Here is a 16,795-nt window from a genome sequence, read left to right on the forward strand (position 1 = left end):
TAATTTTGGTTAGTAAAAAAAGTCAAAAAGATATAGAATATACAAATGATAAAAGTGGAGAATTTAAATAAATCGTTCGGAAATAAACGGGTGCTCTGCGGTATAAATTTTGACGTTTATGACGGAGAAACACTTGTAATTATCGGAGCGTCCGGAACGGGAAAAAGTATTCTGCTTAAAAATATAGTAGGGCTTGTCAAACCGACCGTAGGACTGATACACATTGATGGCGTAGAAATAACATCATGTTCTTCGAAAGAGTTGCAGGAGATACAAAAAAAGCTTGGCTACGTTTTTCAGGAATCCGCTCTTTTTGATTCGCTGACTATTGAAGAAAACGTAGCTTTTGGATTGAGGACGCTCACCAAGCTTAATGACAAAGAAATATCAAAAAGAGTTGTGCAGTGTCTTCATATGGTAGGTTTGAATAATGTCGAAAAGCTTAAACCTTCTGAACTTTCAGGAGGAATGAAAAAAAGGGCGGGGCTTGCCAGAGCAATAGCTTATCAGCCTAAATATATTTTTTATGATGAACCTACAACTGGACTTGACCCGATAATGTCGGACGTTATAAGCGATTTGATAATAAATTTGAGACAACATTTGAAAGTTACGTCAATAGTAGTAACACATGATATGAAATCCGCATACAAAATAGCCGACAGAATAATAATGCTTTACAAAGGTGAAATTATCTTTACGGGTACGACTGAAGAAACGAAAAATACGAAGAATCCGGTGGTAAAACAGTTTATTGAAGGGTCCAGTCAAGGACCTATCAAAACTGACAGAACATTTGATTTGGAAGAAATATGAATAATAAAATTAAACTGGGAACTTTTGTCACACTAGGATTGTTTGCGATTGTGATTTCAATGATTATGATAGGTAACTTTTCGTTTGGAAAAAAGTATAAGATATATGTTTTATTTGACAATGCGTCCGGTCTTACAAAAAAAGCAAAAGTCAAACTTGCCGGTGTTGACATAGGCGACATGAGAGGCGTCAGCCTTTATGAAAACAAAGCGCGTTTATGCCTTGTAATAAACGCAAAAGTACCTCTTTATCAAAACGCTACTGCAAATATAGTTTCAATGGGCATAGTAGGTACAAAATATATAGAAATTCATCCTGGCGATTCTTCTTTTCCAATCCTAAAAGATGGAGATACAATATTAAAAAGTGAAAGAGGCTCTCTTGAACAAACAATAGAAAAAATTGCCGACAAAATAAGTTCCGTCGTAGATTCGATGTCTAAAGATGGCAAAAACGGCGATATGATAGACAACTTGGCCGATTCAATATGCGATTTAAAATCCATAATCAGCAGCATTTCCTCACAAAATGCGAAAATAGTTTCGTCAATAGAAAATATAAATAAGTTTTCTTATAATCTTGCCGAAATTACTGAGCAAAATAAAAATGACATAAGAGATACTTTTGCCGCAATAAAAGACATAATAAACAAAATAGATATGATTACCTCAAAAATTTATGATGGCAACGGACCACTCGCGACTATTATAGGCGATGAAGATATGAGCAAAGATCTTAAAGATACGATAACAAATGCAAAAGAAACGCTTGCTTCGGCAAAAAGCCTAGCCGAAGGTTTGAACAAAACTATAGGTAAGTCGAGCAAACTGAAACTCAGCTGGAATTATGCGGGAAGATATAATCTTAAAGATGAGAAAATGCGTAACGATCTCGGCATAACCATAATGCCCAATGATGACAAATTTTATTATGTCGGTATAGCAAATGTTTCAGACAGCAGCGATGTGAAAGACCGCGAGGAACGTAATACGATAAACACGCTGGAAGCTTTGATGGGTTTCAGATTTAATAAATTTGAAATATACGGCGGAATTTTGCGCGGTAAAGCCGGTGGCGGAATTGGCTATTCTTTTTTTGAACCTGTCTATGCTCCTTACAAAAAAATGCAATTTCATTTAAACGCTTATAATTTTGGACGCAGTGATAAACGACCGGAAATAGACGCCGGGTTAAGATTCGGTTTTACAAAATGGCTCTATGCTGGCGTAATGGTTGAAGACGCCCTCTACAAAACCGCAGTTACTCCGTATATAAAAATAGAAATCGACGATCCCGATATAGCCGCGATTCTGGGCATAGCAAGCATAGCCGCAGTAGCAACAAGATAAGTCAAGAATTGGATACAAGCGTGTACAACTCTTGAATTTTTGGTCACATAATTTTAAAGTGACCGAATTTGACAACTTTAAAATACAGATGGGATTTCTGAGTTTTGTTTTAAGTCTTAGACAATTTGATAGAAAAACCAATGTTATCGGAATATGTAAAACAAAATAAATATGGCGCAGCATGCTCACAAAAGTATTGCTTTTAATTTTGGCGCTGCTATCAGCGCCATTTTTGTTTTTAGCAAAAAGAAACAACAGTTTACAGAAATGAGTTTAGTATAACAGGTATATATGTATGAAAAAGAAAAAATCTAAAATAAAATTTTTATGCCAGCAATGTGGGTATGAATCCGCACAGTGGCTGGGAAAATGTCCAGGGTGTAATTCGTGGAACAGCTTTGCCGAAGAGAAGTTTACTTCTTGCACAGCGGGACATTTCGGGCAGCTTACAGGGTTTTCTTCCGATGTTTTAAAGCTTAAAGACATATCTGTAAAAGATTTTAAAAGGCATGTTAGCGGAATAAAAGAGTTTGACAATATGATTGGCGGCGGGGTTGTTCCCGGCTCTCTAATTCTTTTGGGCGGAGCTCCAGGAATAGGTAAATCCACGCTTATGCTTCATGTATCGGGGGCTTTGAGCAATATCGGTACTGTTCTTTATATCTCGGGAGAAGAATCTTTATCGCAGGTTAAGTCCAGAGCGGAACGTCTGAAAGTGAACAAGGATAATATTTTTCTTGCTTCGGAGACGAATCTGAAAAACATTATTGATGCGGTAAATAGAATTGAGCCAAAATTTTTAATAATAGATTCCATACAAACCACTTATCACCCGGAACTTTCTGGAGCGTCTGGAACAGTCGGACAGGTCAGAGAGACTGCCGCAGAGCTTCTCAGAATTGCAAAATCTAAAAATATTACGATTTTTCTTTTAGGGCATATCACAAAAGAAGGCGATTTAGCTGGCCCGCGGGTTTTGGAACATATTGTTGATACAGTTTTATATTTCGAAAATGAAAGACAACATATTTACAGAATTTTAAGAGCCTATAAAAACCGTTTCGGACCTACAAGTGAAATAGGTATTTTTGAAATGAACTCTTCGGGGCTTGTCGAAGTTTCAAACCCTTCACTTATTTTTTTAGGAGAACGTACAGTCAGCGCGCCCGGAAGTATCATCACAGTTTCGATGGAAGGCACAAGGCCGCTTCTTCTTGAAGTGCAAGCTCTTACCACAAGAACAAGTTTCGGCATACCGCGCCGAATGGTATCAGGTTATGACGCTAGCAGAATTACAATATTAATTGCTGTTTTAGAAAAAATGCTGGATATGCCACTTGAAATGCAGGATATTTTTGTAAATATAGCAGGTGGCGTTAAAATCAAAGAAACTGCAGCAGATTTGGCGGCCGCATGTACGATAGTTTCGGCAAATTCCGGATTCGTATGTCTTAAAGATATGATAGTTTTTGGGGAAGTCGGCTTAGCCGGTGAGATCCGTTCTGTTGTTCTTGCAGCCGAAAGGCTTTCCGAAGCGGAAAAACTCGGCTTTAAAAAAGCAATAATCCCCAAAGGCAATTTGAAAAATTTATCCTACAAAGGCAAAATCGAAGTTTTCGGAACCGAAACTTTGGAAAAAGCGATAAAAATATTGCGAGCCTGATGGAATTTGAAGAGCGGTCATTTATCAAATTTTTCATAATTCAGTAGAATTAGGAATTGTTTACTCTTACTTTGATTTTTTATTTTCCAAAACCGAAAGCCTGCCAACAGCCTCATGAGCGGTAAAATTATAAAATTACGATAAATGATAATATATAAAACTCCAATAAAATGATATTTAGTCGAAATCAGAATTGAAATTCGTTTACTACAGCGGAGTATAAATTTAAAAAATTTGATTCTTCTTCGTTTCTCAAGCATGTAGCTGTATGTATATTGCAGCTCGAACTTATTTGAAAGTGTTTTATATATTAAATATAATATATGGATTAAAAATATAAAGTCTTTAAGGGGAAATGATGAGTATCAGATTTACTACGGCAGGTGAATCGCATGGCAGAGGCGTTTTGGTGATTTTAGAAGGCATTCCTGCAGGATTAAATATCAATTCCGAAGATATAGATGTAGAACTTGCAAGAAGGCAGAAAGGGTATGGCCGCGGTCAGAGAATGAAAATAGAAACGGATACAGTTGAAATAATATCCGGTTTAAGACATGCGCGGTCGCTCGGCTCTCCGATTGCACTTTATGTTGAAAATAAAGATTGGGATAATTGGAAAGGTATAATGTCGCCTATTTCCGTTGATTTGGATGAGAAAGTACTTCTAAAGCCTCGTCCGGGACATGCGGATTTGGCAGGTCTTATGAAATATGGAGTCAGCGATTTCCGCGATATTCTGGAAAGAGCTTCGGCTAGAGAAACTGCGGCAAGAGTTGTCGCCGGAGCCGTATGTAAAGAACTATTAAAGGAGTTCGCAATAACGATTTTGTCATACACATTGCAAATCGGCAAAGTGTGCGGAAATATAAGCGCAGTTCCAAGCGATAAAATTTGGCATAATACCGAAATGTCTTATGTAAGATGTCCTGATGCAGTAGCAAGCAAAAAAATGATAAGACTTATTAAAAACACCGCTTCAAAAGGCGATACTCTTGGCGGGAAACTTGTTGTTTCCGCTCACAATGTTCCGGTAGGTCTCGGAAGCCATACGCAGTGGGATTTGAAACTTGACGGACGGTTGGCGCAGAGTCTTATGTCCGTACAGGCGATAAAAGCCGTAGAATTCGGAAGCGGTGTAAAACTTGCTTCATTGCCTGGTTCGGCATCTCACGATGAAATTTTTTATAATAATAAAAAAGGGTTTTACAGAAAAACAAACAGGGCAGGCGGCATTGAGGGTGGCATGAGTAACGGCGAATCCATAGAAATTATTTGTACAATGAAAGCTATACCTTCGCTTATCAAACCTTTGCGTTCCATAAATATAAACACCAAAAAACCTGAAAAAGCCGAAGCCATAAGAAGCGACGTTTGCGCCGTTGCAGCTGCGGGAATTGTTGCGGAAGCGGCAGTTGCAATCGAACTGGCGAAAGCTTTGAAAGAAAAGTTCGGTGGTGATTCAATAGAAGATATGAAAGAGAATTTCAGGACTTATATATCGCGCATACAGGTAATATAAATGAATATCGTTTTTACAGGCTTTATGGGAAGCGGCAAAACTGCTGTCGGAAAAATTGCAGCAGAAAGATTAGGCCGTATGTTTTTTGACACAGATTCGATGATAGAAGACAACACAGGTCAAAGCATCAATGAAATTTTTCAAAATTCCGGAGAAGAAGCTTTCAGAAAGCTCGAATCGGAAACGATAAAACTTGTCGCAGGTATGGATGATATAGTTATTGCCTGTGGCGGCGGTGTTGTCATAAATCCCGAAAATATTGATACCCTCAGAAAAAATGGAGTAATAATAAATTTGTTTGCTTCGCCGGAACATTTATTGGAAAGGATAAGCGCCGATAATACAAGGCCTTTGATTGCACACGCTTTAGATCCGATTGACGAAATAAAAAAACTGTTATGCCAACGCAAAGACGCCTACAAAAACTGTGATTTTGCTTTCAATACGGAAGGGCTTAATCCGCAGCAAAGCGTGGAAGAAATTTTAAAAAATGAAAATATACTGACAATTATAAAACGAGGGCACAGATGAAACTTAATATTCTTAGATTTTTGTGCATTTTTGCAGTATTTTTTCTTTTTTTTAGCTGTGAAGGCAGAAAAAAGATAAGCACCGATATGCTTAAAGATGGAGATATAATTTTTCAAAATAAAAAGTCAAAATCTTCCGAACTTTTGACGATTTTGTCTGCTCCGGAGTTCAATCATGCGGGAATATTGTTGTCAAGAAACGGGAAATGGTATGTTATTGAAGCTGCACAGCCGGTTGAACTTACCCCCGTGTCAAGCTGGATAAATTCAGGAGACGAAGATATATATGCGATTAAACGTCTGAAAGAAGCTGATACTATTTTTAATCAGGAAAATGCAGAACATTTTTATGAAATTAGCAAGCGCTATCTTGGAAAACCGTACGATGCTCATTTCGCTTGGTCGGATGACGCTTTTTATTCTTCTGAACTTGTATGGAAAATATATAGCGTGGCATTTAATATAGAACTTTGTAGTACGCAGATCCTTGGCGATTTTGATTTGACTTCCGTACAAACAAGGGATAAAGTGAAAGAAGTTTACGGAAACAAAGTTCCTCTGTATGAAGAAGCAGTTTCGTTAAAAGCGCTTTTTAATTCCTCGCAGCTTATAACGATTATGGACAACAGTAAATAAAGAAGAGCTGTCTTATAATATGTGTACTGCTTTGTGGTCTGTTCCGAAAAACTTCATAAAGCCGATATTATTTTCAATTCTTTATTTATCATTGCAAAACGATACAGGAATAAATTTAGTTTGCTTTTATGATGTTTGCCAATCTTCCAACCTTCTGTTATCGCTCAGTTTATGTTGTTTCGTTATTTAAATGCCAATTCCAAATGTCAAATTGACTTGAAAATACAAAAATTATACAATTATCAATGTTTATGTTTGAACTGAGAGGGATACGATGCACAGAAAAATGGTATTTTCTATTGTCGGACTTATTAGTTTAGTTTCAGTGTCTTTTGCAAACAATTTATACATATTAGATAGCCCTACCACCGGGATTTTGAATTACGGCAATTATGATATAAGTTTCAGGTTTTTCGGCGGCGGAAGCGTACAGACAAGACTTGATTTCGGTGTTTTTAAGTTTATGTACGTAGGAGTTGCATGGGAGCTGGACGACTTTATCGGAAATGAAAATATGATTATTGCAGTTCCTGCTTTATCGGTTAAGATAAGATTATATGAAGGCAATATGGCCTGGCCAAGCTTTGCACTAGGTTATGACGGACAGGGTTATTTTTATGATCAAGACTATGAAGACAGTTATCTGCAAAGGGGCAAGGGACTTTATCTTGTGATGGGCAGAGAAGTTTTTGTTGAAGGTCTGAACCTGAATCTTGGCATTAATATGAACAATTTTAAAGAGCCCGGCGTACACGGTTTTATAAATGCGATAATTCCGGCAGCTTTTGCAACAGACACGCTTTTTTTTATGGCGGAATATGACAATATTGGCTATTTCCCGGATGCAAGACTGAATTTTGGCTTAAGACTTAATCTTACGGAAGCTGTTGACATAGATTTTATGATGAGAGACTGCTGGGGGAAAGAATCAAACGACAAATTTCCGAATGAAAGAGTTTTTAAAGTAAGTTATTCTGGAAAATTTTAGAGGTATACATGAATAATTCTTTTGACTTTGAACAGCCGATAATCGAGATTGAAAAAAAGATAGAAAGTCTTAAAACTTCTTCAGAACATGACAATACGGATTATTCTGACCAAATAGAAGAACTTGAAAAAAAGAAACAGGAATTAAAGCAAAAAATATACGCTTCTCTTACTCCTTGGCAAAGAATTCAAATCGCCAGACATCCCCAGCGTCCGTATTCTACGGATTACATAAAAATGATATTTGAGGATTTTATCGAACTTCGCGGAGACAGAGTTTTCGGCGATGATAGTTCTTTGTTGTGCGGTATGGCGTCCATTGATGGAAAACCTGTTATGGTCATAGGACATCAAAAAGGAAGAACTCTACAGGAAAATATGGACAGAAATTTCGGTATGGCTCATCCTGAAGGGTATCGCAAGGCGATGAGAGTTATGAACCTTGCCCAAAAATTTAACCGTTTCATAGTAACTTTTATAGATACTTCCGGCGCATATCCCGGCATTGCTGCAGAAGAAAGAGGTCAGGCCGAAGCCATTGCCAGAAATTTAAGAGATATGTCGGATTTAAAAGTTCCGGTTTTCAGCATTGTCATAGGCGAAGGCGGTTCAGGCGGTGCTTTGGGGATAGGCGTTGCAAATAAAGTTCTTATGCTTGAAAATTCTTATTATTCAGTTATATCTCCGGAAGGCTGTGCGGCGATTCTTTTCAGAGATGGCTCAAAAGCCAAAGAAGCTGCTGAAGCCATGAAAATTACCGCTGGCGATTTGTTAAGTTTGAAAGTCATAGATGAAATAATCAAAGAACCTCTTGGCGGTGCGCATACCGATCCTTTAAAAACTGCTGCAAACATTAAGTCCTCAATAAATAGATACATTAAACAATACGAAAATATGACGACCAACGAAATAGCCGATGACAGATATGCCAAATTTAGAAATATGGGTTTTTTTTCCGAATCTGAAATGCCAAAAAAATCCTTCCAAAAACAAATTAAATCCAAAACGGAAAACGAAGCGGCAAGAGAAAAAATAAAAAAACACAGAAGAAAGGGCATCGTAGAAATTAAAGAGAAAGCAGTGAAAAAGAAGTAATAATAAAAGGGGGAAAAGAATGGCTTTAGTACCTGCAAAACAAATTTTGGAAGAAGCAAGAAAAAAAGGTTATGGTGTTGGTGCATACAATGTAAATAATATGGAACAAATTCAGGCGATTATGGAAGCTGCGAAAGAAACGCAGTCTCCTGTAATTATTCAAGCCAGCAGGGGAGCATTGAAATATTCCAATTTTACATATTTGGGATATTTGATGAAAGCTGCAGTTATAGAAAATCCGGATATTCCTGTGGCTATGCATCTTGATCACGGAAACTCTCTTGAATCTGCAAAAAAAGCGATTGAACTCGGTTTTTCTTCGGTCATGATAGACGGCTCTTTGATGGAAGATGGTAAAACCGCGTCGACTTACGATTATAATGTCGAAGTAACGAAATCGGTTGTTGAATATGCTCATGCCAGAGGTGTAAGCGTAGAAGCTGAAATCGGAACTCTCGGAGGCATTGAAGATGGCGTCGGTTCTGGACACATTCATCTAACCGAACCTCAGGAAGCAAAAAGATTCGTTGAAGCGACAAAAGTAGATTCATTGGCTATAGCTATAGGAACTTCGCACGGTGCGTATAAATTCAAAGGCGCGGCAAATTTAGCCTTTGAGGTTTTGAAAGAAATCAGGTCGCTGATTGACATCCCGATAGTTCTTCACGGAGCGTCTTCGGTTCCGCAGGAACTGATAGACGAAGTAAACAAATACGGCGGGAAAATGCCAGGAGCCACAGGTGTTCCGATGGCAAGCCTTCAAGAGGCCATAAAACTTGGTGTATCTAAAATAAATGTCGATACGGATGGAAGACTTGCGATTACGGCGGCCATAAGAAAAGTGTTTACAGAAACTCCGGAAAAGTTTGACCCGAGAGATTATTTGGGACCGGCGCGTTTGGCTCTTAAAAATCTTATAGTTACCAAGATGAAAGATTTCAGCACAGCAGGACATGCTGGAGACTATAAGCCGTTAACACTCGAAGATATGAAAAAAGAATACGCTTTAAAATAATTTTATTTTATTTGTTGACAAGGCAAATTATCTCTGTTATAATCAAAGGGTAAATTCGCAAATAGCAGTTTAATATAATCTCAGGAGGGTGCAATGTCACTTTACGATGTAAAAAAAATTCAGTTGTTTTCTGTTATTAAGGTGTTTCCGGTAGTGTTCGCTATTTTAGGTGCGATAATCGGTATTTTTACATTTTTTATTTTTCCTACCGATTTGGCAGCAGGACTCGGACTTGGTCCAAGATTTTTGTCATGGTTGATTTTTGTAGTTCTATATACGGTTATAATGTCGGTAGGCGCTATTGCCGTTGCTTGGCTTTATAATATTGTAGCTTCAAAAATGAATTCTGGAGTAGTTATTTCTTTAGAACCTAAAGAATAAGATATTTTTGTTTTATTTTGATTGCGCCGGACATAAATATGAAAATTTTATGTCCGGCCAATTAAAATCTCGCCTCTAAATATTTTTTATAAGGGCAGCTTAATGAACTTAAGATTTAAGTTCACTCTCTCAGTTTCCATCCTTTTGATTCTCGTTATTTTTTTTGTGGCTTATTCGATTTTTTTGGCTCAAAAAAATTTTTTGACTTTACAGTTTGAAGAAGACAGAGTCCGTTCTTATAGGCTTTTTTTTCATTCCTGCGAAAAAGCTTTAAAAGTTAATGACGTTGATCAGCTTATAAGCATAATCGATTCTATAGTTTCAATACATAGGCCTGCGGTGGTTTATTCGGGTTATGTATCTGCAGAGCGAAACATTTTCACTTCAAGAGACGATAAAAATATAGGTTCCGCTTTTGTTCCAAGAATTAAGAAGGCATACTCTCCTAAAACCGACATTTATGAATCTCTTACGGGAGAATACATATTTGAATATGCGGCTCCTATTCTCTACGGGGACAAGTATGGTGGAACTTTGGTTGTGGGTTTTTCGCAAGATTATATGGAATCGCTCATACAGCAGGGTACCTCGCTTATTTACAAACAAATTAAAGCAGTTGCGTTTATAGCTTTGATTTTGGGAATATTAGGAGCCAACTTTATGGCATGGCAGCTTAGCAAACCGATACAACTGCTGGCACGGGCTGCAAAAAAAATCGGCGAAGGTGATATGAATGTAAATGTTGATGTTAAAAGGAGCGATGAGCTCGGTGTTCTTTCAAAAGCTTTTAATGAGATGATTGTAAAGGTAAAAGAAACCGACGAATTAAAAGATGGATTTGTCTCAAGTGTCTCTCATGAATTAAGATCGCCTTTGGCCGCGATTGACGGTTACTGCGATTTACTTATAGAAGGGGTAGAAGGGTCCGAAAGAAAGTATTCTCTTGAACAGCAGTTAAAAGGATTAAAAATCATAAAAAACGCTTCGATAAGGCTGACGAATTTTATCAATAACATTTTGGATTTGGCGAAGATGAAAGCAGGGAAATTTGAAATGAAAGCTGGTTCAGTTTTTGTGGATGAAATCGTAAGAGAAATAACTCTGCTCTTTGAATCGCTGGCGGTTACGCAGAACAAAAAACTTTCTTTTAAAATGCCGCAGTCAATGCCGCCGATTTATGGAGACAATGAGAAAATTAAACAGGTCTTGACAAATCTTGTAAGCAATGCCTTTAAATTTACCAAAGAAGGTGACAGAATAACCATAAGCGGCATGATTTCGCCTTCTTATGGGAATGATTTTATAGAAATATGGGTTGCTGATACCGGAATAGGTCTAACAAAACGTGATGCTGAAAAGGTTTTTGAAAAGTTTTATCAGGTTAGAGGCGGCGAATTTAAAAAACCTAAGGGTACAGGCCTCGGTCTTTCAATAGTGTATGAGATGATAAAATTGCATCACGGACGTATATGGGCAGAAAGCGAACTGGGAGTGGGAACTACGTTTAAGTTTGTTCTGCCTATAAGGAACGGAAATTAGGAATGGCGAAAATTTTAATTATCGATGATGAACCTTTTTTAAGAGAAATGCTTGACGATATTCTTTCTTTTGCGGGTTATAATGTCGTTAAAGCGTCCAACGGCAAAGAAGGACTGCAGAAAATATTTTCAGATTGCCCGGATATTGTTCTTTTAGATTGCTCTATGCCTGAAATGGATGGATATGAAGTTTTAACGCATTTGAGAAAAGCTCCAAAATTTATGAATCTTCCAGTAATAATGCTTACAGCAATGACAGGGGAAAATGAGGAAATAAAAGGGTTTAGTTTAGGTCTTGATGACTATATAACAAAACCGTTCAAATCCGCCGTTTTGCTTGCCCGCGTGCGCACAATACTTGAAAGAAAAAAACTGAGTGTTGATTCAAATCCCCTCACTTCTTTTGCGGGAAATGCGGCGATAAAGTCAGAAGCTGAGAAACGTCTGCAGCTCGGCAAACAGTTTGCTTTTTTGTATATAGACATTTCAAATTTTAAAAGTTTTAACGATAAATACGGTCTTCAGCGCGGTGATGACGTGATAAAATATACCGCGGATTGTCTTTCGTCCGCCGTGAAGTCCGATTTTAACGATGATGATTTTATCGGACATGCCGGCGGCGACGATTTTGTTATAATGACGCACCCTAAAAAAGCCGAAGCGATTGCTAAAAAGGTTATCGAACGATTTGATCCCGGCATAAAAAATTTTTATGATGAAGTTGACAGAAAAAATGGCTATATTATGTCTATCGACAGGCAGTACAATAAAAAAAATTTTCCTATAATGACGGTTTCCGTGGCAATTATATCCACCGAAATAAGCAGTTTATCTCACTTCTCGGATATTTCAAGACGTGCCGCGGAGCTTAAATCGCTGGCAAAACGTAATGAAAAAAGCTCCTATGTTTTTGAGCGGAGAAAGTGAGGAAACAAATGATTGAAAATAAAGTTGTCGTTGTCGACGATGAGGAGGATATAAGAAGCCTTGTCAAAGATATTCTACAGAGAGAGAACTTTAAAGTTATATCATGTCAGGATACCGAAGAAGGTTACAAAAGAATCTTGAAATCAAAACCAGATTTGGTTATACTAGATGTAAAAATGCCGCAAATCGGTGGGATAGAGCTTTGCAGGCTTTTGAGAGAAAACTCTGAAACGAAAAACATGCCGATAATAATGCTCACGGTAGAATCGTCTGAAACGGATAAAATTATTGGTTTCGGCGTAGGAGCAGACGATTATATAACGAAGCCTTTCGGCAATAAAGAATTTGTTGCGAGAGTGAAATCTCTCCTCAGGCGGACGAGTCGCAAAAGCGAATCCAATATTTTGGAATGCGATGGATTGGTAATAAACCTTGATTCAAGAACGGTTACCATAAATAAAAAAGAGGTTATTTTGCGTCCTAAAGAGTTTGATTTGCTTTACACGTTTTTGCTCCGTCCGAATTTTGTGTTAAACAGAGATTTCATATTGGAAAACGTTTTTGAGTATAATGTCGCGGTTACAACGCGCACAATAGACACTCATATTAAAAATTTAAGGCAGACTCTGGGTTCGTGGAGCAAGAGAATAGAAACTGTCTTTGGAAGAGGCTTTAAATTTGTCCCAGACCAAAACGACAAAAAAAAGTAAAACTTTGAAAGGCAAGGAAGATCTTAGCAAATACGATCCTCTTGTTTTTGCCATTGCGAAGAGATACAGCATGATGTTTCCGAAGATTGAGTTTGAAGATCTGGTTGCCGAAGGCAAGCTGGGGCTTCTGGAAGCTTCTTTAAAATATAAAAATGGCAAGAAAACGGTTTTTTCGACTTATGCGTGGTTTTGGATAATAAAAAACATTCAAAAGTATATTTCAAAAAATATTAATATGATAGAAACTCCACAAACTGTTAAAAATATATTGTCTTCTATAAAAAAAATAATTGACAGTAATGCTAAATCGGGGAAAAAAGTTTCTTTTGAAGGTTTGTCAAAAGCACTTGGAATAGGTATATCGGAAGTATCGGATACTTTGGCTATTGCTGAAAACCTTTCAAATATAGTTTCTTTAGATAAAGAAATTGATACAGGAGAAAACATAAGATATTTGGTCGATTCCATTGAAGACAAGTCTCAGCCGGAAATATTTGATGTGATAACGCGCAGCGCCGACAATGAAATGCTTGCTGGGATGCTTTCAAAGTTGTCGGAAAAAGAAAACGCCGTATTGTCTTTCAGGTTTGCGCTGGACGGCGATATAGATAAAAGAATGTCTATAAAAGATATAGCTTTAAATCTTAAAGTATCCGTTGCAAAAGTTAAAGATTTGGAAAATTCAGCTTTGTTAAAATTAAAAGGAATGATAAAAAATATAAATGGATAAAAATAAAATTACCTCGTTTATTCTCATAATTGCACTTCTTGTGAATATGACGTCTTATATTTTTGCGGATGCGGGAGTTACTTCAGGACAAATTTTTGCTTATAATCCTAACCCCGTTACAGGCGCACTGGGAGATGCCGGTATCGCCTTGAGGTCCGATAAGGCTGCATCGTCTATATTAAACCCTGCGGCTACTATAGATACTTACAGAATAACGGCTTCATTTAGCAATTCTTCATTGTTTGGCGAAATACAATATAATTTTATAGGTGTTACTTTCCCTACGGAAATAGGAAAATTTGGGATGTCTTTTATGTACGGCGGGTATGGCAAAATCGATTATTATGACAGAGAAGGCGGTTCTATAAATATGGGCAGCAGTTATGACGCCGGATTTGTGCTGAATTATTCTCTTCCGCTTAAAAGAACTTCTCCAGTTGAAGTTACTTACGGTGGAGTTGGCGTCAATATAAAAGCTTTAAGAACGGTCTTGGGAAATTATACGTCCGAAGCTCTTGCCGTTGACGTTGGAGGCATGTTTACTCTGCCTTCAATAGATAATTTGTCTCTTGGTGTCGCTTACAGAAATTTAGGAACAAAACAGAAATTCATAACGCAGGATTACGATATGCCGCAGACTTTTGCAGTGGGGCTTGCATATAGAGAGAAAGATTTTTATAATCTTAACATTGTGCTTGATTTTAACGCCCAGATGAATTCTGGAAATTATTTTTCAACTGGTGCTGCGATAACGCCTGTATATTTTCTCACTTTCAGAGGCGGAGTGAAACTTGCGGACGAATCTTTAAATACCGATTTAAGATTGGGTATGAGTTTTGAGTTTCAAAATTTCAGTGTTGATTATTCATATACTCCCTCAGACCAACTTAACGGCACTCATAACTTCAATTTAAGTTATGCCATAGGAAAATTTACCAGCCAGCAGGTCGCGTACGACTATTATATGCAAAATCATTTCAGGAAAGCCGTTGAATCGTATTATAAAAAAGATTATATTATGGCAAGAAATAGATTTGATGAAATATTGGCTGTTTATCCTGAACACAGGACTTCTCAAAGGTATCTTCAAAGGATTATTGATGAACTTACCGACATAGACGTATACAATGCCAGAAGAGTAAATGAATACATGAGAAAAGCCAATCTTGCCCTTGAAAAAGGCAACGTGGCAAAAGCTGCTAAAAATTTCAGCAAAGTTTTGGATATTGACCCTGAAAATACACTTGCAAGAACCGGTATTGAAAAAGTTAACGAGTATTCCGAAGAAGTGGAAATAGAAAGAGAAAGGCATAAAAATAGTGAAAGAATACAATATTTATGGGCAAGATATGAAAACTTTTATTTTCAAGGCGAACTTGTGCGTGCAAAAGAGGCTTTAAATTTTATTCTTGACATAGATCCGCAGAATGCCGCTGCAAAAGATGCTATTGTAACTATAGATGGTCAGCTTTCAAAGATTGCATCGGATAAAGTAGCGGAGATGTACAGTCAGGGAATGGATTATTATAATCAGGGAAAATTTCAGGAAGCCATAAGATATTTTGAAGCTATCATCATTGCCGCCCCGCACAGAAGAGATGCACAGGAATTAATAGCGAAAGCGGAAGAAAATATACAAAAAATTACCGAATATGAAAGGCATAGAAAAGTTCTTGAAGCTCAGAGTAAAGTAAGAGGAGAACTTTCACGCAATTTTGAAAGAGCTCTAAATTATTATGAAAAAAACAGGCTTGCAGAAGCCGTCAAATATTTCAGAAGAAGCAAAGATATTGCCGACAAATATGAATTTAGTGACTATTCGCAAAATGCACAGACTTATATAGCCAAAATAAGCTACGAACTTTCAGAAATGCATTATCGCCGGGGTTTTGAACTTTTCAGAAAGAACGATTTTGAAGCTGCGGCAAAAGAGTACAAAACCGCTTTGAGCTATAATCCTAATAATACTTCAGCCTCATTTGAACTTGAAAGGGTTTCAGGAGACGTTGCGCAAAAATATTATGAAGAGGGAATGTCGTATTACAGCAGAAGCGATTTTGACAAAGCAAGAGAGTATTTAAAAAGAGCTCTTTACTTCAAACCGGACAAAGCAGAAGCGAAGAGGGCTCTAGAGAGGCTGCAATAATGAAAAATGCATTTATTATAGTATGTATGCTGCTTGTGTTTTCTGTGCCGGGATATGCTGTAAAAGTTTATCCAAATCCTTGGATCCCTGACAGCAAAACCGATAATGACAGACACGGCAATTACATCACTGGTATAAAATTTGACAACCTTTCCGCTTCCGGCGGCACTATATATATATATAATGTTACGGGCGAACTCGTCAGAAGACTTGATTGGGCATCCGGAAAAACAGAAGAAAACTGGGACGGCAGAAATAACAGAAGCGAATATGTTGGCAGTGGCATATATATATGGGTAATAAAAGATGGCGGCACAAAATCTGGAAAAATAGTGGTAATAAGATAATTTTTTTGAAGATTCATTCGGTAAAATGTAGAACTGAAACTATAAAGATGGCAGAAGAAGACTCATTAATACGAAAATACAAAAAGAGCAGATATGGTTTTAGAATTTACGTAAAAAAGCTTGATAGAAACTAATTAAATGGCATAATAATATTGTAGTTAATGTTGAGCATGCTAAAATTAAAATAAAAAAGGCTCGGGCAGAAATAATTAAAAGTTCCTTAAAAAAGGAACTTTTATTTTTTGTATTATGAAACCACCGGTGAAGGCTTTGGGGTTTGTCCATACCAATAAAAAAAGCGAGCCGAAAACTTCCGGCTCGCTTTTTTATCATTATCAAAATTTAAAATACTGCCAAAACTGCTGCCATAATCTGCAATAATGCCCTAGGCGTTTTCTCTAATGCT

Annotated in this window: 16 protein-coding genes; all 16 read left to right on the plus strand. The window is 37.3% G+C overall.

Annotation, left to right across the window (positions count from 1 at the left end; translation table 11 throughout):
- Positions 1-45: 45 nt before the first annotated feature.
- The 16 genes from LBD46_04075 (at position 46) to LBD46_04150 (ending at position 16,389) form a co-directional block, all read left to right on the plus strand.
- Positions 46-816 carry an ABC transporter ATP-binding protein gene (locus LBD46_04075; protein ID MDR2426341.1) on the plus strand — a complete coding sequence of 257 codons (771 nt, stop codon included), beginning with the start codon at positions 46-48 and terminating at the stop codon, positions 814-816.
- A complete protein-coding gene (locus LBD46_04080) occupies positions 813-2,165 on the plus strand; it encodes an MlaD family protein (protein MDR2426342.1) in 1,353 nt (450 codons plus the stop codon). Before LBD46_04075 ends, LBD46_04080 begins: the two co-directional genes overlap by 4 nt.
- Positions 2,166-2,460: 295 nt before the next feature.
- On the plus strand, positions 2,461-3,828 hold the full coding sequence (gene radA / locus LBD46_04085) for a DNA repair protein RadA (protein ID MDR2426343.1): 1,368 nt from the start codon (positions 2,461-2,463) through the stop codon (positions 3,826-3,828).
- Positions 3,829-4,186: 358 nt separating this feature from the next.
- A complete protein-coding gene (gene aroC / locus LBD46_04090; GenBank protein ID MDR2426344.1) occupies positions 4,187-5,347 on the plus strand; it encodes a chorismate synthase in 1,161 nt (386 codons plus the stop codon).
- Positions 5,348-5,878 (plus strand): shikimate kinase, encoded by a 531-nt coding sequence (locus LBD46_04095; GenBank protein MDR2426345.1) that lies wholly within the window; start codon positions 5,348-5,350, stop codon positions 5,876-5,878.
- Positions 5,875-6,513 carry a hypothetical protein gene (locus tag LBD46_04100; protein ID MDR2426346.1) on the plus strand — a complete coding sequence of 213 codons (639 nt, stop codon included), beginning with the start codon at positions 5,875-5,877 and terminating at the stop codon, positions 6,511-6,513. The genes LBD46_04095 and LBD46_04100 overlap by 4 nt, the downstream gene beginning before the upstream one ends.
- Before the next feature lie 274 nt (positions 6,514-6,787).
- Positions 6,788-7,501, plus strand: coding sequence for a hypothetical protein (locus tag LBD46_04105; protein ID MDR2426347.1), 714 nt, complete (start codon positions 6,788-6,790; stop codon positions 7,499-7,501).
- Between the two features lie 8 nt (positions 7,502-7,509).
- Entirely contained in the window at positions 7,510-8,595 is a 1,086-nt protein-coding gene (locus LBD46_04110; protein ID MDR2426348.1) for an acetyl-CoA carboxylase carboxyltransferase subunit alpha, read from the plus strand.
- A gap of 19 nt (positions 8,596-8,614) precedes the next feature.
- The gene (fba, locus tag LBD46_04115; protein ID MDR2426349.1) at positions 8,615-9,610 is read left to right on the plus strand and encodes a class II fructose-1,6-bisphosphate aldolase; all 996 of its coding nucleotides are present in this window, start codon (positions 8,615-8,617) and stop codon (positions 9,608-9,610) included.
- A gap of 93 nt (positions 9,611-9,703) precedes the next feature.
- Positions 9,704-9,991: a hypothetical protein gene (locus LBD46_04120; GenBank protein MDR2426350.1), complete on the plus strand. Its 288-nt coding sequence runs from the start codon at positions 9,704-9,706 to the stop codon at positions 9,989-9,991.
- A gap of 102 nt (positions 9,992-10,093) precedes the next feature.
- Complete coding sequence (locus LBD46_04125) at positions 10,094-11,530, plus strand: HAMP domain-containing histidine kinase (protein MDR2426351.1); 1,437 nt, start codon at positions 10,094-10,096, stop codon at positions 11,528-11,530.
- A gap of 2 nt (positions 11,531-11,532) precedes the next feature.
- The gene (locus LBD46_04130) at positions 11,533-12,456 is read left to right on the plus strand and encodes a response regulator (protein ID MDR2426352.1); all 924 of its coding nucleotides are present in this window, start codon (positions 11,533-11,535) and stop codon (positions 12,454-12,456) included.
- Positions 12,457-12,464: 8 nt separating this feature from the next.
- Positions 12,465-13,166, plus strand: a complete 702-nt coding sequence (locus LBD46_04135) for a response regulator transcription factor (protein MDR2426353.1) — start codon at positions 12,465-12,467, stop codon at positions 13,164-13,166.
- Positions 13,135-13,896, plus strand: a complete 762-nt coding sequence (locus LBD46_04140) for a sigma-70 family RNA polymerase sigma factor (GenBank protein ID MDR2426354.1) — start codon at positions 13,135-13,137, stop codon at positions 13,894-13,896. Before LBD46_04135 ends, LBD46_04140 begins: the two co-directional genes overlap by 32 nt.
- A complete protein-coding gene (locus LBD46_04145; GenBank protein MDR2426355.1) occupies positions 13,889-16,042 on the plus strand; it encodes a tetratricopeptide repeat protein in 2,154 nt (717 codons plus the stop codon). Before LBD46_04140 ends, LBD46_04145 begins: the two co-directional genes overlap by 8 nt.
- A complete protein-coding gene (locus LBD46_04150; GenBank protein MDR2426356.1) occupies positions 16,042-16,389 on the plus strand; it encodes a T9SS type A sorting domain-containing protein in 348 nt (115 codons plus the stop codon). Before LBD46_04145 ends, LBD46_04150 begins: the two co-directional genes overlap by 1 nt.
- Positions 16,390-16,795: the final 406 nt, after the last annotated feature.

The organism is Candidatus Endomicrobium procryptotermitis (assembly GCA_031279415.1).
Taxonomy (GTDB): Bacteria; Elusimicrobiota; Endomicrobiia; order Endomicrobiales; family Endomicrobiaceae; genus Endomicrobium_B; species Endomicrobium_B procryptotermitis.